General features: G+C 42.7%; 22 protein-coding genes and 1 tRNA gene. 11 read left to right on the top strand and 12 right to left on the bottom strand.

The window, feature by feature from the left end; genetic code table 11:
- Nucleotides 1-48: 48 nt before the first annotated feature.
- From NLP_RS21055 to NLP_RS21045, 3 genes are all read right to left on the bottom strand, one after another.
- Nucleotides 49-861, bottom strand: coding sequence for an inositol monophosphatase family protein (locus tag NLP_RS21055; RefSeq protein WP_104908086.1), 813 nt, complete (start codon nucleotides 859-861; stop codon nucleotides 49-51).
- A gap of 159 nt (nucleotides 862-1,020) precedes the next feature.
- A complete protein-coding gene (locus tag NLP_RS21050) occupies nucleotides 1,021-1,566 on the bottom strand; it encodes a thermonuclease family protein (RefSeq protein ID WP_234017371.1) in 546 nt (181 codons plus the stop codon).
- Between the two features lie 25 nt (nucleotides 1,567-1,591).
- On the bottom strand, nucleotides 1,592-1,960 hold the full coding sequence (locus NLP_RS21045; RefSeq protein WP_104908084.1) for a 2Fe-2S iron-sulfur cluster-binding protein: 369 nt from the start codon (nucleotides 1,958-1,960) through the stop codon (nucleotides 1,592-1,594).
- A gap of 106 nt (nucleotides 1,961-2,066) precedes the next feature.
- On the opposite strand from NLP_RS21045, the gene NLP_RS21040 reads away from it, so the two are divergent.
- A tRNA-Ser gene (locus NLP_RS21040) sits at nucleotides 2,067-2,151 on the top strand.
- A gap of 532 nt (nucleotides 2,152-2,683) precedes the next feature.
- Here NLP_RS21040 and NLP_RS21035 read toward each other — a convergent pair.
- From NLP_RS21035 to NLP_RS21010, 6 genes are all read right to left on the bottom strand, one after another.
- The gene (locus tag NLP_RS21035) at nucleotides 2,684-4,162 is read right to left on the bottom strand and encodes an alpha-amylase (protein ID WP_104908083.1); all 1,479 of its coding nucleotides are present in this window, start codon (nucleotides 4,160-4,162) and stop codon (nucleotides 2,684-2,686) included.
- Nucleotides 4,163-4,275: 113 nt separating this feature from the next.
- Nucleotides 4,276-4,902 carry a DUF1003 domain-containing protein gene (locus tag NLP_RS21030; protein ID WP_104908082.1) on the bottom strand — a complete coding sequence of 209 codons (627 nt, stop codon included), beginning with the start codon at nucleotides 4,900-4,902 and terminating at the stop codon, nucleotides 4,276-4,278.
- A 637-nt stretch (nucleotides 4,903-5,539) separates the two neighbouring features.
- Nucleotides 5,540-7,774: a glycoside hydrolase gene (locus NLP_RS21025; RefSeq protein WP_104908081.1), complete on the bottom strand. Its 2,235-nt coding sequence runs from the start codon at nucleotides 7,772-7,774 to the stop codon at nucleotides 5,540-5,542.
- 78 nt (nucleotides 7,775-7,852) lie between these two features.
- Nucleotides 7,853-8,083, bottom strand: coding sequence for a NifU family protein (locus NLP_RS21020; protein ID WP_012408256.1), 231 nt, complete (start codon nucleotides 8,081-8,083; stop codon nucleotides 7,853-7,855).
- 675 nt (nucleotides 8,084-8,758) lie between these two features.
- A complete protein-coding gene (locus NLP_RS21015) occupies nucleotides 8,759-10,528 on the bottom strand; it encodes an ATP-binding protein (protein ID WP_104908080.1) in 1,770 nt (589 codons plus the stop codon).
- 177 nt (nucleotides 10,529-10,705) lie between these two features.
- Nucleotides 10,706-10,942 carry a hypothetical protein gene (locus NLP_RS21010; RefSeq protein ID WP_104909959.1) on the bottom strand — a complete coding sequence of 79 codons (237 nt, stop codon included), beginning with the start codon at nucleotides 10,940-10,942 and terminating at the stop codon, nucleotides 10,706-10,708.
- Nucleotides 10,943-11,502: 560 nt separating this feature from the next.
- On the opposite strand from NLP_RS21010, the gene lepA reads away from it, so the two are divergent.
- Both lepA and NLP_RS21000 read left to right on the top strand, forming a co-directional pair.
- Nucleotides 11,503-13,314: a translation elongation factor 4 gene (gene lepA, locus NLP_RS21005; RefSeq protein ID WP_104908079.1), complete on the top strand. Its 1,812-nt coding sequence runs from the start codon at nucleotides 11,503-11,505 to the stop codon at nucleotides 13,312-13,314.
- 253 nt (nucleotides 13,315-13,567) lie between these two features.
- Nucleotides 13,568-14,755: a glycosyltransferase family 4 protein gene (locus NLP_RS21000; protein ID WP_104908078.1), complete on the top strand. Its 1,188-nt coding sequence runs from the start codon at nucleotides 13,568-13,570 to the stop codon at nucleotides 14,753-14,755.
- Between the two features lie 223 nt (nucleotides 14,756-14,978).
- Here NLP_RS21000 and larC read toward each other — a convergent pair whose 3' ends face one another.
- Nucleotides 14,979-16,256, bottom strand: coding sequence for a nickel pincer cofactor biosynthesis protein LarC (gene larC / locus NLP_RS20995; RefSeq protein ID WP_104908077.1), 1,278 nt, complete (start codon nucleotides 16,254-16,256; stop codon nucleotides 14,979-14,981).
- Nucleotides 16,257-16,375: 119 nt separating this feature from the next.
- Here larC and NLP_RS20990 point away from each other — a divergent pair, with 119 nt between their 5' ends.
- The 5 genes from NLP_RS20990 to NLP_RS20970 all read left to right on the top strand — a co-directional run bounded on the left by NLP_RS20990 (nucleotide 16,376) and on the right by NLP_RS20970 (nucleotide 20,014).
- Nucleotides 16,376-17,035 carry an L-threonylcarbamoyladenylate synthase gene (locus NLP_RS20990; RefSeq protein ID WP_104908076.1) on the top strand — a complete coding sequence of 220 codons (660 nt, stop codon included), beginning with the start codon at nucleotides 16,376-16,378 and terminating at the stop codon, nucleotides 17,033-17,035.
- 405 nt (nucleotides 17,036-17,440) lie between these two features.
- Complete coding sequence (locus NLP_RS20985; RefSeq protein ID WP_104908075.1) at nucleotides 17,441-18,661, top strand: HetZ-related protein; 1,221 nt, start codon at nucleotides 17,441-17,443, stop codon at nucleotides 18,659-18,661.
- A gap of 116 nt (nucleotides 18,662-18,777) precedes the next feature.
- Nucleotides 18,778-18,999, top strand: coding sequence for an addiction module protein (locus tag NLP_RS20980; protein WP_104908074.1), 222 nt, complete (start codon nucleotides 18,778-18,780; stop codon nucleotides 18,997-18,999).
- Entirely contained in the window at nucleotides 18,992-19,237 is a 246-nt protein-coding gene (locus NLP_RS20975; protein WP_199784658.1) for a type II toxin-antitoxin system RelE/ParE family toxin, read from the top strand. Before NLP_RS20980 ends, NLP_RS20975 begins: the two co-directional genes overlap by 8 nt.
- A gap of 300 nt (nucleotides 19,238-19,537) precedes the next feature.
- The gene (locus NLP_RS20970) at nucleotides 19,538-20,014 is read left to right on the top strand and encodes a PD-(D/E)XK nuclease superfamily protein (protein WP_104908073.1); all 477 of its coding nucleotides are present in this window, start codon (nucleotides 19,538-19,540) and stop codon (nucleotides 20,012-20,014) included.
- Here the strand turns inward: NLP_RS20970 and NLP_RS20965 are convergent.
- Nucleotides 19,986-20,843, bottom strand: a complete 858-nt coding sequence (locus tag NLP_RS20965) for a DNA adenine methylase (protein ID WP_104908072.1) — start codon at nucleotides 20,841-20,843, stop codon at nucleotides 19,986-19,988. The genes NLP_RS20970 and NLP_RS20965 overlap by 29 nt on opposite strands.
- Nucleotides 20,844-21,008: 165 nt before the next feature.
- Here NLP_RS20965 and NLP_RS20960 point away from each other — a divergent pair, with 165 nt between their 5' ends.
- The 3 genes from NLP_RS20960 (at nucleotide 21,009) to NLP_RS20950 (ending at nucleotide 22,852) form a co-directional block, all read left to right on the top strand.
- Nucleotides 21,009-21,215 (top strand): DUF751 family protein, encoded by a 207-nt coding sequence (locus NLP_RS20960; RefSeq protein WP_104908071.1) that lies wholly within the window; start codon nucleotides 21,009-21,011, stop codon nucleotides 21,213-21,215.
- A 123-nt stretch (nucleotides 21,216-21,338) separates the two neighbouring features.
- Nucleotides 21,339-21,758, top strand: a complete 420-nt coding sequence (gene rbfA, locus NLP_RS20955) for a 30S ribosome-binding factor RbfA (RefSeq protein ID WP_104908070.1) — start codon at nucleotides 21,339-21,341, stop codon at nucleotides 21,756-21,758.
- 857 nt (nucleotides 21,759-22,615) lie between these two features.
- A complete protein-coding gene (locus NLP_RS20950; protein ID WP_069073690.1) occupies nucleotides 22,616-22,852 on the top strand; it encodes a DUF4327 family protein in 237 nt (78 codons plus the stop codon).
- 524 nt (nucleotides 22,853-23,376) lie between these two features.
- Here NLP_RS20950 and NLP_RS20945 read toward each other — a convergent pair.
- Nucleotides 23,377-23,730, bottom strand: a complete 354-nt coding sequence (locus NLP_RS20945) for a hypothetical protein (protein WP_104908069.1) — start codon at nucleotides 23,728-23,730, stop codon at nucleotides 23,377-23,379.
- Nucleotides 23,731-23,744 lie beyond the last annotated feature (14 nt).

Genomic DNA, 23,744 nt, shown 5'->3' with positions numbered 1-23,744 from the left:
GTTAGATTGGTTTTAGTTTACCCAAAGTCTGAGGGAAAGCCCCATCTGCTATACCCAGGCTGACAGTGGTGGAACCTGTAAAAGTTCGTTACTGATAGAGTCGTGAATATAACTATTTGTGGCAAGAATTCTACCTGACTCAATTTTGACGGCAGTTCCATCGTAGGCGGTAACATTACCCCCGGCTTCTTTTACCAAAATTATCCCGGCGGCAATATCCCAAGGAGAAAGTCCCCGTTCCCAGTAACCATCGACACGCCCACAGGCAACATAAGCCAAATCTAGCGATGCCGAACCGCTACGTCTAACTCCTTGGGTCAGATGGGTAAGGTGACTAAATTCTGCGTAGTTATTATCAGAGGTTTCGCGGCGATCGTAGGCAAATCCTGTCACTAGTAGGCTTTTATTCAGTTCAGATGTGACTGAAACCTTGATGGGCTGACGGTTACGCGTTGCTCCCAAGCCAGCAGCAGCACTGAATAACTCATTATGAAATGGGTCATAAATTACACCAACTTGCGGAACACCATTAATTAACAGCCCGATGGAAACGGCAAAAAATGGGTATTGATGGGCGTAGTTGGTTGTGCCATCTAGAGGATCTATTGCCCAGAGATATTCATTCTGTTGATTACCTAATTTCCCTGATTCTTCAGCGAGGATCGAGTGCTGGGGAAAGTGGCGGCGCAAAATTTCTAAAATCAACTCTTCTGAGGCTTTATCAGCAGCTGTAACTAAATCACCAGGGCGTCCTTTTTCAATAATTGCATCTTCTAACTTACCCAAGTAACCTTGCAAAATACCACCAGCAGCTAAGGCCGCTTCTGTGGCAATATCGAGAAAAATTTGTAGATTAGTCATTTGTCATTTGTCATTGGTCATTTGTCATTGGGCACTTGTACTGAGCGTTCGCGTAGCGTCTCCAAGAGTTGCCGAAGTATTGGGCATTGGTTATTAATTCTTCTCCTTCACTTCCTCACTCCCCCACTTTCCCCCTCAGCACTCAGCACTCAGCACTAATTAAAGATTTTGGCGGCGAAACTCTGCGGGAGTGAGGCGCATCGGTTTTTCTGGGTTCCAGATTCCTTGCCCCATGAGTCTAGCCCATTGTTGGGCACGTTCTAAACGCAGGTCATACTTATGGTTAGGCGATCGCCCTACAAACATTGCATTCCCTTGTTTGACTAATTCTTCATTCAATAACACCTTATTTTTCCACACATAAGCTAGAGTTCGCCCAATTTTGTCTTTTGCTTCTAAATCAAACTCCAGCGTTACCGATTGTTCTACACCACCAATTAGATTATCTAACTGTTCTTTTGCTGCTTCCCCCCAAGGGCGCTGTCGTAAATCTGGTGCATCAATACCCACTAACCGCACTTGAGAAATCAAATTTGGTTCTTCAGCCATGCCTAAAACTTCCAAACTTTGCCCACTAACTACCCGCGCTACTTTCACCTGAGCCTGATTGTTTGGCAGTTGGTTTTTACCTTGGCAACTCACCAAGAGTAATAAGCAAGCCAAAATAGCTATTTTTCGCACCCTCTCACCAAGACGCATAGGCATCAGAAATTTGGTGATTTTGAATTGTTTATTCCTCATCTAAGGGTAAACCCGCTTTAATTCTTCCCTTAGCAAAATAGCGTCCAAACTGGAGTTCGTAGACTTCATCTTCATCTTGTGTTTCCACTTCCAAGTCAGAACGGGGGTAACTCACACACAACAAGGCATAACCTTGGCGACGTAAATCTGGCGACAAGCCGATCGCCTCTGGTTGGTAAATTTCTCCTGATAACACTCTCACAGCACAAGCAGTACAAGCCCCGTTGCGGCAGGAAAACGGTAGTTCCACACCTTGTTTTTCGCCAGTGTGCAGGATGTAGCGGTCTTCTGGCACTTGTAGGGTGTATGTTTTGCCAGTAGCGCGATCGCGAACTTTAATTGTGTATGTACGGGACATCTGGATTTGTGTTTTAGGATTAGGGCTATCAAATTCAATCTAGAATATCTTTCTTTATCTTTGCATTTACTGGGATTTTATAGTAGAATCGTAACTTGTGGCACCTGGAGAGGTGGCCGAGCGGTTTAAGGCGCAGACCTGGAAAGTCTGTTTAGGGAAACTTAACGAGGGTTCGAATCCCTCCCTCTCCGTTGAATGTATACAGTGCAAAGCTTTCAACCTTAAGTATTTGCCATTTTACCGTTTCAGACACTGACTTATGGTTTAGTTGGTTTAGTGAATTGGTTGAATCAATAACACCAATTGCTAGTGCTTGTACTACTGGTAATCATATTAAATTGTCATTGATGTTGAGTAATAATAATGGTTTTGCTTATAAATGGTGACTGATAAGTGAAACACCTACGGAACAAAGCCGTGAAAATTAACTTAAATGATTGCATAACAAAACTTTAAGGGTGCGGAATTGAATGTTTTATCAAGGAGAAGCTATAGCTTGCGCTTATTAATGAATTGCACATATCAAAAAGGCGATCGCCGCAGAGGCTGGTTCGTACACAATACCCATTTTCAGCAGTTAGCAGAATCGCTGACAAGGTTTAATGAAGGGGATTCATACCCTTACTCCTTTCAGTCGTGGGCAGAGGGCAGAGTGTATCCTTGTGCCTCCTACCCTCTGCCTTTGTTAGTAATCTTTCTGCATGAATGCTACTAAAACCCCGACTACGACTGTGGAACCCACACAGAAACAGAACCAGCATTGCAGCGAAAATCAGCCCAGCCCTGATCATTCGTTGTGACAGGTTCGCTGATATGTTCAGTGATGTCAATGTAAGTGGTGTTGGGTTGCCCAACTTCCATCCACTTAGTCCCCTCTCCTCCATTACTCAGAACAACTGCAATACCGCCAGGATGTTCTTCATCTCCTAAGCGTGTCCAGCCGATTGTATTAGCGTGGTCGAAATAATCGTATTGCTCGCCATAGGCATAAGTTTGACGAGCGTGCAAAAATTTATCAATTATCCATTGATGACTATCGAGCCAAATCTCATACTCATTGCCATCTGGGCCCTTATCCTTGTAATTAGCACCATAGTAATCGGCATAGAAAATACAGGGATAACCCTCACTTCGCAGTAGGATTAACGCATAAGCCAACGGTTTAAACCAGCTTTCTACTACAGACTCCAACGACTGCAAGGGTTGAGAATCATGATTCTCTACTAAGGTGACGGCTAAAGTAGGTTGTTGTTGCACCAAAGTGTTATCAAATATCTGCCGCATATCGTAGTCATTGCCTTGGGTGCTGGCAGCGCTAAAGTTATAGTGCAATGGCGCATCAAACAACATCACATTCCCATCGGTGATGTTAAGGAAATGGTGGAGCGCTTCAACTTCATAAGACCAATATTCACCAACGGCAAAGAGATCGCGACCTGCCTTTTGGCGACAGTGAATCAGCCATTCTGGGAAAAAGCCAGCTCTAACGTGTTTAACGGCATCAAAACGAAAGCCATCTATATCAGTGGTTTCTACAAACCACTCACCCCAGCGATTCAACTCCTCGCGCACCTCTAGACTCTCCATATCCAGATCGCATCCCATGAGATAGTCGAAAGCGCCTTTTTCCAGGTCAACGTTATCGTCAAAATGTTTATCTTTGAACAGATAAACTGCGTTTTCACCTTCGTTGTAAACGTTGTAATCAACTGCGTCGAAGTGCCACCAGTGCCATTCCATGTCGGAGTATTTGCCTTGACGACCTGGAAAGGTAAAGTGAGTCCACACTTTAATCGTCTGCATCTCACCGATGGGCTGGTGACGATCGTCTGGATTATAAGGCGTTGCTTCCACCTCTTCTTCTTTGTCTGCACCTAACTTGTGGTTAAGGACAACATCAGCATACACTCGAATACCAGCAGCTTTTGCAGCCTTAACAGCAGCGATATACTCGTCTTTTGTGCCGTACTTTGTCCGAACCGAGCCTTTCTGGTCAAACTCGCCTAGATCGTACATATCGTAGACCCCGTAGCCGACATCGTAGCCACCCCCTGTTCCTTTATAAGCCGGGGGTAGCCAAACAGATGTAACACCTGCATCAGCTAACTCTTTGACTTTATCTTTGAATTCATTCCAAAGATTTCCATCTGGAGGGATATACCAATGGAAGTACTGCATCATTACACCATTCAGTTGAGCCATGTGTATTCCTGTAGTAAAATTTCCGATAAATTGTGATTTACAACACAAAGACTATACTTGAAGTTTTCTTTTTTGTCTTTCAATAGAAACAAAAATCCACTAAAAAACTGCGATCAACTTATATTGTTTTCTTCTGTGGATGACAGCTCTTCAGCTAAGTTTTTCTGGAGTGCTGACAATACCGCGATTGGGTCAGTCGGTTCCTGCATCAATTCAGCTTCCAAATCATGCCGATTTATCACATTAGGCAAATCGGTACGGAGTTCTTCTAATAGAGCAATAATCTTGGCAATTTTTTGCTCGGAGAGCAGGTTCAGTTGCAGCATCAATTGCGCCCGTTGTTCGGCAAAGTTTTCTTGGCGAGTTTGTCGTACCAGTACTCCGGTTGAGATCACCAATGCAGCTGCGTCTAAGCCTTGACCTGACCAGCTAAACGAGGGCAGATTGAATGGCAAAAAGCGATCGAAAAAACTGCTAAAAATCCAGATAGCCAGTATGACTAGCAAACTATACAGAAATATCGATCGCCCAAAGAATGTAGCGATCGCTTCTAGTATCCGCTGGTGGACGGGAATATCTCGAACTTCCTGAGTATGAAGTGAAATAATCGCTTCAATATTTTTTGCAATCGGGTCTGGTAATGGAGCCGTGATCACTTGATTTCGAGAAGCTTTCTCTTTGGGTTTGTTAGCATCTGATCTGAAGTATCTGTTGGCTGTGTCGTCTGCGTTATAGGTCATGCACCAAGTCCTGAATCTGGATGTTATTCGATTATTGCTTATCTTCCACCGAGGATAGCGTTTTACCCCACCGCAGGCGATCGCATCCTAATACTGCTCGATTAAAAATATACGACTTACGGACTGGACAAATTAACCATAATATGGACCATGTGTTTTGGTTGTTTCAGGCGTTTTCTATAACCCCGATTTATTCCCATATTTGTGTAGCTGTAGACTGTCGTAGACATCGCTGGGTGCTAAACATGGCTGAAATACCCAAATTACGTATAGTACTTATGTACGATGCGTAAGTCCTAAGGGACTTCCAACTAAAAAAATATCCCATCGCTGTGTAAGCAGGGGGGCAGGGAGCAGGGCGCAGGGGGAGAAAGAAAAATATTATCTGAGAAAATTGGATAATTTATTTTCTGGAAGTCTTTAATTAAACATGAGTTCGATGAACCTCTCCCTCCTAGCCTGGCTCTGGGAAACGGAAAGGGAGGAGCTAAAAATTCAGCTTTTTTCTCCCCTCTCCGTCTCGGAGAGGATCTGGGGGTGAGGTCAAATAAGACTTGTCGAACTCACGTAATCTTTAGGGACGTACAACATCTGTACACCCCTAATCGGTATTTCGTAAAACCAAAGGTATTGAGTTCTAAGGCACCTCAATGGGAATCAAAGCATTTTCTGGCAAATAGTTGGAAAAACGCCCTTCATCTGCAAGCACCAAAATCAGACGTAGAGGATAATCTGGCGGAACTTGCAAGTCTGCCCACGGCACTGCCAACTCTAAACAACTATTTAAAGCTACTTGAGCGCGACTGAAACGGGGATACCATTGAGAATTGTCTCCAGCTTCTCGAAACTGAATCGATTGCGTCAGCAAGTTAACTTCTAAAAGATGGTGAAAAAGGTAATTAAGTGGGGCTGCATCTGGTACATCTGCCAAGGGTACTGGACTATTGACCATTGTTTTTTCTGGATAGAACCACAGCAAATTCAACTCTGTTGGCAAATCCTGCCCTGGTGCAGCCCCACTTTTAAAGTCCAGCCGTAAATAGAAATTCAGGTGATCCACCCCATACCAAAGTCGCTGGATGACGCTGCTATTGTGCATCGTTCCCCGCGCCCCGCCGATTTCTATGCGTCCAGCTTTGTCCCAGTCTTGTTCATCACCCCTACCATCAATCACGGGATGAATAAACCCTTGTGGAGTGTGGTTTCCCTGTGCTTGGTGGTTTTCCACTGGTTGCTTGAGATAGGGCGGTACAGGTTCATTTAATGCCTTGTAAATACCAAACAGATGTTCTCGAAACAATCGGTCAAAGATGGCATCCTGATTTGAGGAGTGTCCCGCACCAAACCACCAGAACCAGTCGGAACCCTCTGCGGCATACAATGCTTCCCACGCTTCGGGGTTGTTTTCTTCTGTCGCTTCGGGATGACTTGCGAGCATAATTCTTGCTTCTGTCAAATAATCCCAAGCACGATTTTTGGCGGGATCGCCGATCCAAGTGGTGAAACTGCCATCTACCCAAGAACCACTATGTAGTTGTCCTCCAGGAATGGTGGCTGTGGCTGGAAATTCTTCGAGAAATTCGGAGACGGTGACGAGTTTGAGGCGAGGTTCATCGCTCAGACTTTGATACAAAGCTTCTAGAAAGGGTTTGCCATCTTGGGGATAAAATTCCCAGCAATTCTCCCCATCCAAGGCGATGGTAACTAGCCAAGGTTGTTCGCTATGACTATCTCTTTGCATTTTAGCGATCGCTTGCAAATGTCCCACTAAATCTGCTGCTGCCTTTTTTGCAGGCATTGCACTATAAGTAAAGCCAATCAAATCTGATAATCTGTGGTCACGAAACACAATTGATAAATCACCCTCTGCGGTTTGCAGGCGATAGGGCTGATACAGCAGTTCTGGTTGTTCCACATTCCCCGCCCCATCCCGATGAAAAAAGTGTTTCAGCGTCCACCCTAAGACGGCTTCATCTGAGCATATCCACTTAAATCCTTGGTTAATAATATCTGGAAGTATCTGTGGACTTACTGACTGTTCCGATGGCCACAAACCACGAGGTATCTGTCCAAAGCGGTCTTTATAAAGGTCCCAAGCTTTTCGTAAGTGGCGGGGAATATCTTCTGCCCACTGAAAGCGTTGCTTAGGTAGTGTCATATTGGGCACAGCTACCCGACCACAGTTAGTATCAGCTAGCAACGGCAAAATCGGGTGGGTGTAAGGCGTGGTGGTAACTTCTAGCTGCCCCGCCTCCTGCATTTTCCGATGTTGGGGAATAATCCGGCTCAAGATTTCTCGCTGTTTGGAATAAATGCGCTGGCGATCGCTTAAAGTAAAATTCCGACCCTGTTTTAACCAAGCAGCAATTTCTGGGTCATCCCAAAATAGCGGATCGATCCAAGCCAAATTGTGCCAAGCTAGCAAATCACCATAATCTGGCAATTCCCAATTTGCTAAACACCAAGCTTGCCCTTTTTCCTGCCTTTGCTGGTACAACTCGGCATAGCGGGGATGAGGATCGATCAGGGTATGGTGATTGGCATCAAAAAAGTGTTGGATAATAAATTCGCGCTGTTGGTAGGTGAGTTGTTCATCTGGTGTCAAACTGGCTGTGAGATAAGGGTCAAAAGCAGTGCCAGCAATATAATCTTCGAGTTGTAATATCAGCGATGGTACTAAATTCACCGTTTGGTGTAACTTAGGATATCGCTCTAAAAGCAATACTAAATCCAAATAATCTTTAGTCCCATGTAAACGTACCCAAGGGAGACGGTACTGCTGAGTGGGAGATAGCGAAACGCCGCTGCCAGGAGATTTGTACAGCGGCTGATGTTGATGCCAGATAAAAGCAATGTAGAGAGGATGGGACATAAGAATAGTTAGGAATTAAGAATAAGGAGTTAGGAGTTGATTCAAAACTCATAACTCCTAACTCCTAACTCCTAACTTTTACACCACTTGCTCAATTTCTGCAATTTCGGGAATCATTTCTTTGAGGCGGCGCTCAATACCCATTCTCAGGGTCATTGCAGAACTGGGACAAGAACCACAAGCACCTTGCAGCCGCAGTTTTACAACAGGCCCGTCAAGTTCTACGAGTTCCACATTGCCGCCATCAGACATGAGATAAGGGCGCATTTCATCCAAGACTGTTTCAACGTTGTCAATTGTGAGTTCCATAGTTTAGACCTGCTAAGTTAGGGATGGGTATGGGGAATGGAGAATGGGGCATGGGGCATTGAATAATAACGATCCCTCTCACCAATGCACCCTTACTCATTAACCATTATCCAAAGTTTTATTTTCCAGCTTTGTTAAATCGATCCTAAATCTAGTTGCCGGTATGATTGTCAGGTGTCAGTTTTTAATGACTTTTGACTAAACCACTGCTAGTTTTAGCAACTTGAGATTAGATTAGCTGAAACATTGTTTTCCTTTGAGCCTCCTACTTTACTCTAGCCTTTAGGTTCTGTTTTGCAGTCCAACGGAAGACAGGATTTTATGCTCCTCAGTACACTCACTGTAAAAAAGGGTCAAAAATCTATTTTTCGTAGGTGGAGTAAAGCCGAGCAAAAGCCAATATTTAGACGTTTGTGGTATTTTGTTCTTCAACCGAATGGCATTAAGTTAAGATACAGCCCTTACGCCAACTGGTTAAGAGCCTACAATAAGTCTTTGGGCTTTTCTTATTGCCATTCGTTCTTCAACCCAATCTATAATTATACAACTCTAATGGCTAGGGACAGAACTCTTGCCAATTTCAAATTTAGTTATTAAATAATAATTGCTCAAAAAATTTAAATTTAAAATCTCAAAACCCAGTATTGGTAATGTTCCAAATGACCAATGACTAAATCAACACTCAGCACTACTTGTTGAGTCGCTATCATTAGACGAAACCATGACTGGTTGTTGATATAGTGGCACGGTGAATGTGACTGTTGAGCCAAGTCCTTCGCCCAAACTATAAAAATGTACCTCGCCGCCCATTGCCTCCACGAGCTTTTGGGATATTGCCAGTCCCAAACCTGTGCCGCCGTACTGGCGAGTGCGAGAACCATCCACCTGAGAGAATAATTGAAATAGTTTATCTTGTTTATCCAAAGAAACACCAATACCAGTGTCTGCTACACGTACTCTGACCATCCCAGGAAATTGCTGATCTTGAAAGTTCGCCTTTTTGAGTACTAAATCGGCGCTGACGGTAACGCCACCCTCATGAGTAAATTTGATCGCATTACCTACTAAATTGATCATCACTTGTAGCAACCGTTGGTAGTTGCTTTGGACAATGATTTCATCGGAGGTAGCAGGCATTTGCATCCGAAAGCTGAGGTTTCTCATTTCTGCTTGGGGACGCATGAAACCTTCTACATGACTGAATAGCTCATCTAGCTTGACTGGAGCGTAAGCTAGCTCCATTTTACCAGCTTCAATTTTGGCAATGTCCAAAATATCGTTGATGATATTCAGCAGGTGTATTGATAACTGGTGAGCTTCTGCCAAAAACTGATTTTGTTCTTCAGGGTCATCTGCCATCCCTTCCAAAATCAGCTTCAAAAAGCCAATCATACCGTTGAGGGGGGTACGAATTTCATGGGATACATTAGCTAGAAACTCGCTTTTGAGGCGGGAAGCTTCTTCGGCTTTTTGACGCGCTATTTCTAATTCTTCATATAAAGTAGCATGAGCGATCGCAGTTCCCAATTGATCTGCTGCTTCTTTTGCTAGTTCTAATTCCGATTCTGTTAATGTGTAGCATTCATCCTGCCAATTCAAGGCAACCAATCCATTGGCTTGATCTTGATAACAAGTGGCAATTACCAAAGTTTTCTGCCGCCCAGACTCTTTGTCTTTGTATCCAGGCACTTCCATCATAACTGGTTCTAGGGTTGCCAAGGCTTGAGCAAAGGCAGGCTCAGAAGCTATATCTATGTCAGAGCCAAGCATTGATTTGAGTTCTGGCTGGCGATACTCAGCCTTCACCTGCACTTTTGAGCTTGAGGGTTGGTAAGGACAAATAATGCAGCGCTCTAGTCGCAGTGCTTTCCCCAAACTGTCAACTGTTTGCTGCCAAATAATATCTAAATCCAATGTCCGGCGAATATTTCTGGTAATGCGATTGACGAGTTTTTGGTGTTGCTGTGATCGTATTGCCAACTCTATTTGTGTGGGCGTTTTTGATGCCGCACGCGCTTGTTTTTTGTTTAGTGTGGCTTGCACTAACCGTCCCATCACTAAAACTGTAGTCGCAGTTGTTCCCAAACTCGGCATAATCGGACTAATCACTAAGTCCAACTCAAATAATTCCTTGTGATAGCTAAACCAACACTGAAACCTTTCTGGCACCAAACTTGTCAAAACTCGGTGCAATCGTTCCAAATAAGTAACCTTATCCACAGGAGCAAAGGTTTGGGTCTGGTTGAGTTCGTCAACTATTTTTTCAGTATTTAACCCCAGGAGTTCGCTGTACTGCCAACAAAAGGTCAGATAGCACCCTGTCCCATCTTGCGTATACACCAACTCGGCTCCTAGAGTTGGTAATGAGCCATCAGTCTTACTGGAAATAGATTCCAGATTTTGGGAAAATACATTCGACAATTGGGAATTGGCAGTAATAGTCATTAATTGAGTTGGATAGACAAAGGGTATCCGACCGTAATTTTACTAAAGCCGCTGAAATTTATACATAAATTTTTACAGCTTTTTTGTGTTTTATTGGGTATTTTTTGGTGTTTTGGAAACCAGATTGGCAAACTTTACTTTTTTTAACTTGCATTGACAGCTGAACTAATAATGGCGTCAATCGTTCCATTCACCGCGAGGAGGAACAGGAGTACGCACAGGTGTACGCGTTAGTTCGTCATCTCTAAGGATTTCACCTCGTAACCACTGGCGAATCGCCACCTCAATTACTTTGCTTGGGTCATTGGTGAGATGCTGAATTTGCTTTAGTAACTCGGAGTCTAGGCGGACAGCAATTTCTACCTTATCGGCTTGTGTATTTTCCGCTTCGGTAGTTTTCTCTCTCATATTCATAGGTTTATATACTCTGAATTCTTTGAATTGGTTTTGTCTAAAGCTTTGTAAAGTAGTTATATTCATTATTTGGGCTAATTCGCTGAAAAATTTTCAAGGGCACAGTTAAATACTTCCCTGAAATAGCAGCAAAGTAACAGCTTTAAGTTTTAAATTGCATTTTTCATATAACTGACTAGACAATGGCTCTAGAAATTTTGCCGATAGATCAGCGATTGTGGGCAATTACCGATCGCAATTGCCCACGATCCCTACATGATCCCTACATGTACTTATTTACATTTATTGTACGCTCCTAGCTGTTGAATACTAGCAGCGACAAATAGACTTTCATAATATTCTTAAAAGTCCACCTATTTAGATCGAAAGTTAAAGATGGGGTGAAGAGGCGCAGGGTGCAGAGGGGCAGGGGAAGAATAATAACTCTTAACTCCTAATTCCTAGCTCCTAACTCCTAACTCAGCACTAAAAAGCTAGCAGCGTCTTGGCTAAGAAAGCATTAAAATACATTAAGTAAATTGCCCTTTTAATTTTGGTTGCTGCTAAGGCAAAGATAGTATATGACTGACGTTCCCGCAGTTCGCATTCGCAATTTTTGTATTATTGCTCACATCGACCACGGGAAATCAACCCTCGCCGATCGCTTACTACAAGCTACTGGCACTGTTGAAGACCGACAGATGAAGGAACAGTTTCTCGACAACATGGATCTCGAACGAGAGCGCGGCATTACAATTAAGCTGCAAGCTGCCCGGATGAACTACACAGCTAAGGATGGTCAGCAGTATGTGCTGAACCTAATTGATACTCCAGGACACGTGGATTTCTCTTATGAAGTCTCCCGCTCTCTTGTTGCTTGCGAAGGAGCGCTATTGGTAGTAGATGCGTCCCAAGGTGTGGAGGCGCAAACTTTGGCAAATGTATATTTAGCGTTAGAGAGTAACCTGGAAATTATTCCGGTTTTGAATAAAATCGATTTGCCGGGGGCTGAACCAGAACGGGTAATTAGCGAAATTGAAGAAATTATCGGTCTAGATTGCAGTGGGGCGATTCTGGCTTCTGCTAAAGAAGGAATTGGTATTGATGAGATTTTAGAAGCAGTTGTTGAGCGGATACCGCCACCACCAAATACCATAAATGAACGCCTCCGAGCGTTAATATTTGATAGCTATTACGACAGCTACCGGGGAGTAATTGTGTATTTTCGGGTGATGGATGGCACCGTGAAAAAAGGCGATCGCATCCATTTAATGGCATCTGGTAAAGAATTTGAAATTGATGAGTTAGGCGTTCTTTCTCCGACTCAAAAGCAAGTTGATGAACTACACGCTGGGGAAGTAGGCTATTTGGGAGCGGCAATAAGAGCTGTAGCTGATGCACGAGTAGGAGACACAATTACTCTTAGTAAGGCGAAAGCAGAGTCACCCTTACCAGGTTATGCAGAAGCGAACCCAATGGTTTTTTGCGGGATGTTCCCCATTGATGCCGATCAATTTGAAGATTTGCGCGAAGCCTTGGAAAAGCTGGAACTCAACGATGCAGCGCTACATTACGAACCAGAAACTTCGAGCGCGATGGGGTTTGGCTTCCGTTGCGGGTTCTTGGGTTTGCTGCACATGGAAATTGTCCAAGAACGTCTAGAGCGAGAGTATAACCTAGATTTAATCATTACAGCCCCCTCGGTGGTTTATAAGGTGATTACCCTCAAAGGTGAGGAACTGTACATCGATAATCCTAGTCGTTTACCTTCTCCCAACGATCGCGAAAAAATTGAAGAACCCTACGTCCAAGTAGAGATGATTACGCCGGAAACTTATGTCGGCAGCTTGATGGAGTTGTCACAAAATCGCCGTGGCATCTTCAAAGATATGAAATATCTCGCCCAAGGACGAACCACCCTTACTTATGAGCTACCCTTGGCGGAAGTTGTAACTGACTTTTTCGATCAGATGAAATCGCGATCGCGCGGTTACGCAAGTATGGAATATCACATCATTGGCTACCGTGAAAATCCTTTGGTGAAGCTGGATATCATGATTAACGGCGATCCTGTGGATTCCTTGGCGATGATTGTGCATCGAGATAAAGCTTACAACGTTGGGCGGGCAATGGCAGAAAAACTCAAGGAATTAATTCCCCGCCATCAATTCAAAGTGCCAATTCAGGCATCTATTGGCAGTAAAGTTATTGCCAGCGAACATATCCCCGCTCTGCGGAAAGATGTGTTAGCCAAATGCTACGGTGGTGACATCAGTCGGAAGAAAAAACTTTTGCAGAAGCAAGCAAAAGGTAAAAAGCGGATGAAATCTGTAGGTACTGTAGATGTACCCCAGGAAGCCTTTATGGCAGTACTGCGCTTGGATCAAAGCTAATAGAATTCAGGAGTCAAAAGTCAGAATTCAGAATTCAGCTAAATCACGTATTGGCGCGTAGGGTAGGTTCCTCCTGCCCCCTGCCTCCTGCCCCCTGTCTCCTGCCCCCTGCCTACTGTTAGATAAGCTTTAACAAAATCACTGTTAAAAAATCTAAAAATTTTAGTAAAAGTACTCACTGCATTAGCCAGACTTGTATTTTTAGGTAAATGTAGTTTGTTAGATATTTATAAAGTGTTGGGGAGGCTAGTAGATGAAGATACTGGTACTGAGTTGGGAGTTTCCACCAAGGATTATTGGGGGAATTGCGCGACACGTGGCGGAGTTGTACCCGGAACTAGTAAAGCTAGGACATGAAATTCACCTGATTACAGCGGAGTTTGGTCACGCGTCGATGTATGAGGTAGTTGAAGGAGTAAAGATACATCGAGTGCCAGTGGCATATAGTAATGACTTTTTCCACTGGGTAGTCAATCTCAACCTGAGTATGGGAGATCACGCTGGTAAGTTGATTTTAGAAGAAGGGCCCTTTGATTTAATTCATGCCCATGATTGGTTAGTCGGAGATGCTGCGATCGCTCTCAAGCATAATTTCAAAATACCACTAATTGCCACAATTCACGCTACGGAATACGGACGCTATAACGGTATTCATACTGCCATCCAAGGCTATATTAATGGCAAAGAAAACTTGCTGGCTTTCAACGCTTGGCGGATTATTGTTTGTAGCGACTATATGCGCCAAGAAATAGAACGAGCACTACACAGTCCTTGGAACAAAATCGATGTCATTTATAACGGTATCCGAGCCGAAAAGAAACAGCATCACATAGATTTTCACGCTCTGGATTTTCGCCGCCAATTTGCCACAGACGATGAAAAAATAGTTTATTACCTCGGTCGTATGACCTACGAAAAAGGTGTATCTGTATGGCTCAATGCTGCACCCAAAATCCTTTCCCAAATGGGAGGGAAGGTAAAATTTGTAATTGTTGGTGGTGGTAATACTGACCATCTCAAGCGCCAAGCTTGGGACTTGGGAATTTGGCATCATTGCTATTTTACCGGTTTTCTCTCCGATGAATACTTAGATAAATTTCAAACTGTCGCAGACTGCGCAGTTTTTCCGAGTCTTTACGAACCCTTTGGAATTGTAGCCTTAGAAAGCTTTGCCTCGCGTGTACCTGTAGTAGTTTCTGATACTGGTGGTTTTCCAGAAGTAGTCCAACATACCAAAACAGGCATTGTAACTTGGGTGAACAATCCCGATTCTTTAGCTTGGGGAATTTTAGAAGTGTTGAAAAATCCAGGTTATCGCCAATGGCTGATAGATAACGCTTATGAGGATTTAGAGCGACGCTTTAGCTGGCCAAAATTAGCCAAGCAAACAGAGGAAGTGTATCAGCGAGTTGTACAAGAGCGATCGCAAATAGCGTGGTAATATAAATCCCCGACTTCTTGAAGAAATCGGGGATCTAAAATTTTATTTAAACTTGCATAAATCCTTAATTAACCTTTGATGAGTATAGCCTTAACGGTAGATTGGGGCTTTTTACCAATTGGCTATTTTGGTGTAGATGAACGTGGTAAAAGAAAAGATTACAAGGTTTAATTGAGGCGGCACATCAAAATATAAGACTATATGGGGTTGCGATCGCAAACTATCAGCCATTGACTAAATACCAACGCTGTAGCGCCAACCGTTGAATTTCGCGCCAGGGAATATTATGTTTTCGGGCTAAGTCTGCACAATCTTCATATTCTGGCTGCACATTTGCAATAACTTTTTCTGGTGATTGTCCCTTCCATGCTATTTTGACACGCACTTTGCCATATTCCGTTTCCACTTGTTGAATTTCCCGTTGTAAAATGGCACGTTGCTGAGTTGTTCGCCGAATGCCTAAAGTTGTAGTTTCGCGGAAGATAACGGCTTCACAACTGAGTAAATTTTCTGGATGACAAATCACAGTTAGTAAAATCCCCGGACGGGACTTTTTCATCCCGATCGCTTGGGTAAAAACATCCAGTGCCCCAGCCGCAAACAACGCCTCAAACACATAGCCAATCGCTTGTGGACTTAAATCATCAATTTGGGTTTCTAATACCGAGATTGTTTCCAAGTTTGAGCTAGTAGCTTCAGAATCACTGAAATTTGCCTGTAAACTTGCGCTTTCACCCAACCAGAAGCGTAAAATATTTGGAATGGATAAATTTATGGTTCCTGCTCCCAGTCCTATCTGCTTGATAGCGATCGCAGGTGGTGAACCAAAATCTCTTGCCAAAGTAGTGGCGATCGCAGCTCCTGTTGGTGTCACCAGTTCTCTGTCAATCCCATTGCTATAAACTGGACAACCCCGCATTTCCCACAGCTTTAATACTGCTGGGACTGGTACTGCCATCTGACCATGTGCAGCCCGAACAGTGCCGCCACCAGTCGGGAACGCCGAGCAATAAAGTAGGGGCAATCCTTCGCCATTGCTCTCAATGCCCAACCAATCCAACCCCAGGCAAGTACCCACAATATCTACGATCGCATCTATAGCACCCACCTCATGAAAATGAACTTTTTCAGGTGAAATGCCATGCACCGCCCCTTCTGCCACCGCTAGCTGCCGAAATACCGCTAAACTCCAAGCTTCTGCCCGTGATGGCAACCCCGCTTTGAGAATCATCTGCTCTATTTCTGGCAAGTGGCGTGTGTGATGATGACTGTGTTCGCGATCGTGGTGATGATGATCGTTTACTAAATCCACATGGACTTTAGTCGCCTGCTGACCATTCCGTTGGACAAGTTCTGCCCTTAACTGATATTCCTGTTCAATACCCAACCCATTAAGTTTTTCCATTAAATACTCCACAGGAACACCCAAACTTACCAAAGCACCCAGGCACATATCACCAGAAATTCCTGTCGGACATTGAAGATAAGCGATTTTATTCATAAAAAATTAGTCATTGGTCATTAGTCATTAGTCATTAGTCATTAGTCATTAGTCATGGGGCATTGGGAATTGATCAATAATTAATAGTTCTTCTTCTCTGCTCCCCTACTCCCCCTCCTATGGCAAAAATTTTCCCAGTTCATCCGGATAATCCTCAAATTCGCCGAATAGAGGAAATAAAGTCGGCGCTCTCTAGTGGCGCAGTCATGCTTTACCCTACTGATACAGTCTATGCGATCGGTTGTGATTTGAATGCCAAGTCGGCGGTAGAACGAGTGCGGCAAATTAAACAGCTAGCAAACGATAAACCATTGACATTTTTATGTCCCTCGCTTTCAAATGTGGCAACTTATGCCTTCGTAAGTGACACAGCTTATCGGATTATGAAACGCCTGATTCCAGGGCCATACACGTTTTTGCTCCCAGCTACGAAGTTAGTACCGCGATTGGTGCAAAGCCCCAAGCGGAAAACTACTGGAATTAGAGTACCAGACCATACTGTGTGTTTGGAGTTGCTGGCAGCATTGGGCAATCCGATTATTTCAACTTCAGCACATCTGCCACCAGATGAAGCAGATAATGGCATGATTCGGATAGATCCTGAAACGATTCAGTCGCGGGTAGAGCTATTTGATCGTTTGGACAAGTTGGTAGACATAATTGTAGACACTGGCGAGGAACCTACTTATGAAGTATCTACCATCTTGGATATGACCGGAGACGAAGCAGCAATTATACGGAGGGGTTTAGGTTGGGAAGCAGCAGCAGCATGGGTATAAAAATTCCACTTCACAGGCGCACCTTTCCATTTCGGAAATTGTGATAAAAATAACTCCAGTTTTAAAATTGTCATATTTAAAAGCGATGTCTAGGATGGGCTGTTCCGTGAGGCAGTCGATATAAGAGGATGGTGGCAAAACTTGGCATGGTAAGGTATTTGACAACTTTGAGAAAATGGCGGGTACTCGTGTGCCAGCGTTAAGATGGTGGCTTGTGAAGAAAACCGACACATTGCCAGAACTGTAACTCTTTCGTATTTCCTATAGTTTTGATATATGAGCTTTAGATGTGAGCATTATATACGGCAAGTCTTGATGGATGAATGCCTAAAGATTCACAAGCCTTGGACGGTCTTGATTGCTGTGTCTGCGTTGTAATTACGGTGCAATACTACTGGAAAAGTCATGAAAGCTAACGTCGTCAATCTACCAAACTCTACACCCATTTTTGACAATCACATTTCGACTGAAGAATTTTCAGATAGCAGCAGCGATCGCTTGATTCAATTGCTGTCTGAGGAAATGCAAGCGCAAGTGAAAGCAACACCCAAGTGCGTAGAAGCTTTAGCAAAGCGCATAGCTGTAGAAGTAGAACGCATTTGCGACAAAAGCTCCCGCATTCAAACATCTGGGGAAATCAAGTCCTGGCAGATGACATTGGGAAGGCATCGGATGCAAAAGTGCTTACGTTACTACCAACTAGGTTCCAAACAAGGGCGGGTGGAATTACATAGCAATTTGGGTGCTATGGTTTACCGCCATGTAACTATGTCTGGTTCGGAGTTGGGCTTTGATGCTCGTTACAGCCTGATTGAAGATTTTTTACAAGCATTTTATATCGAAGCGATCAAAGCTTTCCGTAGAGAAAACGAACTACCTAACGATCACACGCCGCGTACTCAGCTGCAATTAGCTGAATACATGGCTTTTACAGAACAGTATGCCAAACGCCGGATCAATTTACCTGGTGGTGCAAATCAGCAATTAATTATCTTGCGCGCCCAAGGTTTTGCTCGTCGTCAGCCCCAAGAAACCACCGTAGATATTGAAATGGCGGTAGAGTCTGCTAAGGGTGAAGAAGCAGAATCTTACCAGCGTAACTCGGCGGTGCAACAGCTGCGATCGCAAATGATCGCCCAAACTAATTTCGATCCATCTGAAGAATCAGAACGCGATCGTGTCATTACTGAATTGATGAAATATCTGGAGTCTCAAGGTCAATCTGACTGTATGAACTACCTCAGCTTGAAACTTCAAGACCTCTCAGCCCCAGAAATTGACCAAATTCTCGGTTTAACTAGCCGTCAGCGCGATTATCTCCAACAAAGGTTTAAATACCACGTAGAAAAGTTTGCCAAGCAACACCACTGGCAATTAGTACATCAATGGTTAGGCGCGGGTTTAGAGCAAAAGTTGGGTTTATCTTCCCAGCAGTGGGAAATCTTTGTGAATCAACTCACAGAACAGCAACAGCAAATATTACAGTTAAAAACTGCACGGGAAAACGACGTTGCGATCGCCAAAGCCATCAAATGCACCCCCAAACAGCTACAAAAACGCTGGACTCAACTTTTAGAACTAGCATGGACTATCCGCAACGGTCATACTGAAGCCCAGACAGGTTGAAGTCAAGGCGAAATCACTAAAATTTATCCAAGCTAAATTCCAGTTATTAGAAATGTTGTTATGGATATGGCGGTTTTGAGGTGTAATAATAAAGGGGAATAAAATCAGAGAAAAACATGAACCCAGTATTTCCCGAACTCTCTAGTCTTTCGAGAGCGGAAAAACTCCAACTGGTAGAAGACTTATGGGATGAGATTGCCACTACACCAGCAGCACTTCCAGTTTTAGATTGGCAGAAACGAGAACTAGCCCGTCGCAAAGGCGAATATCTGCAAAACCCAGCCATTGGTAGCAGTTGGGAAGATGTAAAAGCCAGAATCTCTCAACGGCATGGCTAGAAATTTAACTATCCTTATAGCCGCAGAACTAGACATTATCGAAGCTTATGACTGGTACGAGGGGCGGGAATTTGGCTTAGGCGCTGAGTTCCTACGATGTATTGATGCCTGCCTGAATTTAATTCAGCGTCACCCCAGCACATACCAGATTGTTCATGAAACCTATCGCCGCGCTACAGTCAGGCGTTTTCCCTACGTCCTTTTTTACGAGTTTAATGAACACGAGATTATTATCTAGGCTGTTTTCCACTGTTCCCAAGACCCAGAAAAATGGCGTAGTCGCTTGCAATAGTTGCTCTTTGAGACTAAAGATAAATCCATTATTTTAACTATTACCTGAATTAGTAACTCGTTCCTAATCCAAATTATTAATACATTGGGATTTTTTTAGTACAAAAATACCAATAAATTCGGATTTTTTACCTATTAATCCAACCTCGTTAAGTCAAAATCAAAAATTCATATTAAGCAACTGGCCCTTTTTTACTGCTTCTGTGAAATCCTATAACAAGCAGGACTTTTGGCAGAGGGATTTAGGATGGCTCTGACTCAAGGCGGACGGGCAAATAAGTCTGGGAATATTTTAGAAGCAAATGTAGAAGCAATCTTGAATGGGCATAATTATTTCCAAGTAGGAAATTATGTCCAAAAAGAATTTATACTAAATGCTACTTTATTGCCAAAACGTTATGGAAAAGAAGTTTATATTGGAACTGGAATTTATCATACCTATCTGAAAGTTGATTTTTATGTTATCGGCTCATCTATAATGCCATCTGGTTTAATTTTCGAGTGCAAATGGCAAGAAAGCCCCGGTTCGGTTGATGAAAAGTTTCCTTACTTGAACATGAACATCCAGAACTATTACCCTGCACCAACTATCGTAGTTTTAGGCGGTGAAGGTATGCGAGAAGGTGCAAGCAAATGGCTGAAAGCAAGAGTTAATGATAACCAGAATTTATTAGCAGTTTATAGCCTAGATAGATTTATTGCTTGGGCAAATAAAAATCTTTAAAAGATGTAATTAATAGTTCGTCAATCATCCCTCTATTTTTTATTTTCGAGTTAATTGAACGCGCTGCTTTAATTTTGTAAGTTTCAAAATTGATATCAGTATAAATTTTTTGAATAAATTCACTATTAGAATTGCATACCATAACTTTGACACCACGACTTGCTAACTCTGCACAAGCATCTCTTAAAAGTTCTTGGTTTTTTTTACTAAAGCAATTTTGACTATAAGCAGTGAAATAGCTAGTGTCACTGATCGGATGGTAGGGTGGATCAAAAAAGACAAAGTCATCACTGCTAGTCGCATGATTTAGGACTTCTGTAAAATCTGCTTGTTTAATTTCTGCATGAGAAAGTGCTTCTGAAGCTGCTTTGAGTAAAACCTCAGAACAAATATTAGGATTTTCATATCTGCCTAAAGGCACATTGAATTTACCCTGTGAGTTGACTCGATAAAGACCATTAAAACAAGTCTTATTAAGATAAATTAGACGAGCAGCTTTTTCTATATCAGTACCACTAGAGTTGTTTCTGATGCTATAGTAATAATCTTTACCATGTCGAATTTTATGCTCTTTTAATAGAGAAATTAATTCTTCGACACGATCTCTAACACAACAATAAGTGTTAATTAATTCGGCATTAATATCAGTTAAAATTGCTGCACTTGGTTGGAGATAGAAAAAAACAGCACCACCACCTAAAAATGGCTCATAGTAATTTTGATAACTCTTGGGAAAATAAGGAATATATTGCTGTATTAACCGACTTTTACCCCCTGCCCACTTCAAAAATGGACGCGGGCTAGTTTCCTTTGAGACTTGAATTACCATTTACTTACAATTTAACTGAAAATAATTATGACTAAATAAAGCCAATATAACCGACGAACCAAATTTTAGATTAACTGGCTAATTTTCCAGCCGCATATATTACAATTGAGTAGATAAAGCATATCAAAACAAACGTAAGTATATAACAAGGCAGTTTAGATTCAGATGTTTGACGGATTTTGGGATAACGTCTTTCGCTACCCCCGATACTTAATTACGATCGTCTTAGGCTTGTTTCTGAACACCTTTGCGCCATTAGTGCCATTGTTGAAACGCCCTATCACCTTGATCGCTATCTTGGGTTTATTTGTGAGCAGCCTAGTCTTCCTAACTTTCACCCTACGGGCAATGCTGGGGTTGAGTACAATCTAGACTAGCGTTATATCGGGGCTGTGCCCCACAGACGGTTGCTCTTGGCGTTGCTCCTGCTAAGTACTGTCTACTCAACTTGCATCTATTTTTGTCGTACAACCTCTGTGATGAGGCGAAATTTTTATGGCTACAAATCGTCGGGTTTCCCGCGTTGCTGAACTGATCAAACGGGAAGTTAGCCAAATGCTGCTTAACGGCATTAAGGATGACCGTGTGGGTAGTGGAATGGTCAGTGTTACTGATGTTGATGTTTCCGGCGATCTCCAACACGCCAAAATTTACGTCAGCATCTATGGTACGGATGAAGCTAAGGTAGAAACAATGGCAGGCTTAAAGTCAGCTACGAGTTATGTCCGCAGCGAACTTGGGGCGCGGGTACGGCTACGTCGTACACCAGAAGTAATATTTCTCGAAGATCGCTCCATAGAACGCGGTAATAAGGTATTGGCACTACTAAACCAACTTAACCACGATCGCCCACCAGAAAATCTAGTAGCACTAGAAGACAGCACTGGTCCAAATGATCAGGAATTCTCCGAATAAGTAACTAAAACAACAATGTAACTTCAGAACAATTAATCTCAGCAAATCCGCCAAACAGTTTACAGACGTGACTAGATCGCGTCTGTTTTAATGTAAACATAACCTAATTCAGCAAGACACTTCTCTTGTTGTGGGTGAAACAAGCTTTAAACATTCTTCCTTGCTAAAACTCCATTCCTTTATGGATGGAATATTCACCAATTCTGAATTCTGACTCCTGTTTATGTATGTCCTGATTTTGAATTAGTATTATTCCACCCTTTTACAGATGTTTTTCAAAATAAAACTGGATGATGTTAGTGCTGAAATTAACTAATAAATTTCGGAATTACTTAAGAAATTGTTAACAGATGCTATGGTTAAAGCCTTTGTAGTATACTTTAGCCCTGATGTTTTGCAACAGTTTATACCAAAGTAACTGACAAATATTATTGTGTTGTTTACCTTAGATGAATACCAGCAGTTATAGATCCAGCTTTTAGGGTGATTATTTGATATGTAAGCGATGCCTGCGGCGGGCTACGCCTACGCGATATAAACTCTTCCTACCCACAAAATCTTGCCTAAAAACAGTAATGGCAAGACTTTCAGACTTGTGGCATCAAAGTCATACAGCTACATAAGCAGGTTAAGTTAACTACTCGGAATTTTTTTTGTAAAGCGGATTTTCCCTATATGTCAGGATTCGTTGACTTTCTTAACATTTCTTGAGATATTTTTTGGAGATGTAGCGTCAAAATAAAAACAGTTCCGTATAGCAAACTACAAAATCTTAGCCACAAGTCTAATTTCTGTAATGTTTGTTCCTAATTATTAACGGGAACACTATCGTAAGTGTTAATTTGTGAGTAAAAAACATGAGTGTGAATACGGTGCCTTCTATCAATTACTACTCTCTAGATGTGATTCAAGACGAAGCACGCCGACTGGTGCAAAAGGGAATGATTAGCCGACAACAGCCAATATATACCCTTTGCCAATACATTCCAGCCAGAGAGTGGGTTTGCGTTGAATGTGAATTAGAGAAATGTGACTTTTTGTTACGCGATCGCATTGGCGATCTAATTGGTCGTGAACAGTGGGACAACGACTAATCAATGTTTGATGTCGGCTTTGGGATTGGGAGTTTGTTTTTGATGTGTGGATGTCACCATCAACGATTCAACGTTCAATCTGGGGGATAATCTCTGGTTTTTAATGAGCATTGCCCTATACAGAATCTTGCGTTTTTGATTAACACAGAAGCAGTTGAGTCTGAATTTATACAACTTTTCAAGTTAAAGAAGGCATCAAAACCATTTGTTGTGTAGATATGGTGTCACGGCTTAAGTTTAGTATGTAGATTCTGTGAAGTTCCTACATCGATCTGATAGAAGTGCAGGAACTTCACTTTTGACTCGCAATTTATTGCATCGCTTCCCTCAAGTAAGTGATAACCTGCTTGCTGTTCAAAGCCACAATCTATCTGGAAAAGTTTGCTAAGTCGGGCTAACCGTCACCAGTTGCCACCACAAAGGGAACCTCCGCCAGCAACTGGCTCAACCTTCAGAAAATCCAAAATTTTTATCGTATTTTTCCTGAAAAAATCTCGAAAAGCATAGAAAAATCGGATGAACTATTATCCTACTTGCTCTAAATATTGATTAATGTCTTCAATGATGCGAGTAAGTTCAGCTTCAGTAGTCAAGCGAATGTTGACATTGCGGACAGTCAGCAAAACTTTGGCTGCGAAGGGCGTTGGCCAGATATTCGGATTACAAAAAACTTCTAAAAATACTTCACCCGTATAACGATATTCCAAAGGAGGCTGGGGAGTGACTCTACCACCGCCAGGAGTGGGTTTAACGGCGATCGCTTTTAGGCGTTCCATCAGTTGATCCGTCGCTGTCTTTAATTCTCGTGCTGCTTGGGGTGAAAAGCTAAAGGAGACTGAACCTTCAATTAAGTTCAATGTTAGAGGAATTGAAGACATATCTTTTTTATTAA

The sequence above is a fragment of the Nostoc sp. 'Lobaria pulmonaria (5183) cyanobiont' genome (genome assembly GCF_002949795.1).
Classification (GTDB): Bacteria; Cyanobacteriota; Cyanobacteriia; order Cyanobacteriales; family Nostocaceae; genus Nostoc.
The sequence above is the reverse complement of the archived record's forward strand: the minus strand, read 5'-3'. Positions and strand labels throughout refer to the sequence as shown.

What these genes read in the sequence shown, in the direction of transcription:
- NLP_RS21055 (WP_104908086.1), bottom strand. Translation starts at nt 861, where the DNA reads ATGACTAATCTACAAATTTTTCTCGATATTGCCACAGAAGCGGCCTTA.
- NLP_RS21050 (WP_234017371.1), bottom strand. Translation starts at nt 1,566, where the DNA reads ATGCCTATGCGTCTTGGTGAGAGGGTGCGAAAAATAGCTATTTTGGCT.
- NLP_RS21045 (WP_104908084.1), bottom strand. Translation starts at nt 1,960, where the DNA reads ATGTCCCGTACATACACAATTAAAGTTCGCGATCGCGCTACTGGCAAA.
- NLP_RS21035 (WP_104908083.1), bottom strand. Translation starts at nt 4,162, where the DNA reads ATGGCTCAACTGAATGGTGTAATGATGCAGTACTTCCATTGGTATATC.
- NLP_RS21030 (WP_104908082.1), bottom strand. Translation starts at nt 4,902, where the DNA reads ATGACCTATAACGCAGACGACACAGCCAACAGATACTTCAGATCAGAT.
- NLP_RS21025 (WP_104908081.1), bottom strand. Translation starts at nt 7,774, where the DNA reads ATGTCCCATCCTCTCTACATTGCTTTTATCTGGCATCAACATCAGCCG.
- NLP_RS21020 (WP_012408256.1), bottom strand. Translation starts at nt 8,083, where the DNA reads ATGGAACTCACAATTGACAACGTTGAAACAGTCTTGGATGAAATGCGC.
- NLP_RS21015 (WP_104908080.1), bottom strand. Translation starts at nt 10,528, where the DNA reads ATGACTATTACTGCCAATTCCCAATTGTCGAATGTATTTTCCCAAAAT.
- NLP_RS21010 (WP_104909959.1), bottom strand. Translation starts at nt 10,942, where the DNA reads ATGAATATGAGAGAGAAAACTACCGAAGCGGAAAATACACAAGCCGAT.
- lepA (WP_104908079.1), top strand. Translation starts at nt 11,503, where the DNA reads ATGACTGACGTTCCCGCAGTTCGCATTCGCAATTTTTGTATTATTGCT.
- NLP_RS21000 (WP_104908078.1), top strand. Translation starts at nt 13,568, where the DNA reads ATGAAGATACTGGTACTGAGTTGGGAGTTTCCACCAAGGATTATTGGG.
- larC (WP_104908077.1), bottom strand. Translation starts at nt 16,256, where the DNA reads ATGAATAAAATCGCTTATCTTCAATGTCCGACAGGAATTTCTGGTGAT.
- NLP_RS20990 (WP_104908076.1), top strand. Translation starts at nt 16,376, where the DNA reads ATGGCAAAAATTTTCCCAGTTCATCCGGATAATCCTCAAATTCGCCGA.
- NLP_RS20985 (WP_104908075.1), top strand. Translation starts at nt 17,441, where the DNA reads ATGAAAGCTAACGTCGTCAATCTACCAAACTCTACACCCATTTTTGAC.
- NLP_RS20980 (WP_104908074.1), top strand. Translation starts at nt 18,778, where the DNA reads ATGAACCCAGTATTTCCCGAACTCTCTAGTCTTTCGAGAGCGGAAAAA.
- NLP_RS20975 (WP_199784658.1), top strand. Translation starts at nt 18,992, where the DNA reads ATGGCTAGAAATTTAACTATCCTTATAGCCGCAGAACTAGACATTATC.
- NLP_RS20970 (WP_104908073.1), top strand. Translation starts at nt 19,538, where the DNA reads ATGGCTCTGACTCAAGGCGGACGGGCAAATAAGTCTGGGAATATTTTA.
- NLP_RS20965 (WP_104908072.1), bottom strand. Translation starts at nt 20,843, where the DNA reads ATGGTAATTCAAGTCTCAAAGGAAACTAGCCCGCGTCCATTTTTGAAG.
- NLP_RS20960 (WP_104908071.1), top strand. Translation starts at nt 21,009, where the DNA reads ATGTTTGACGGATTTTGGGATAACGTCTTTCGCTACCCCCGATACTTA.
- rbfA (WP_104908070.1), top strand. Translation starts at nt 21,339, where the DNA reads ATGGCTACAAATCGTCGGGTTTCCCGCGTTGCTGAACTGATCAAACGG.
- NLP_RS20950 (WP_069073690.1), top strand. Translation starts at nt 22,616, where the DNA reads ATGAGTGTGAATACGGTGCCTTCTATCAATTACTACTCTCTAGATGTG.
- NLP_RS20945 (WP_104908069.1), bottom strand. Translation starts at nt 23,730, where the DNA reads ATGTCTTCAATTCCTCTAACATTGAACTTAATTGAAGGTTCAGTCTCC.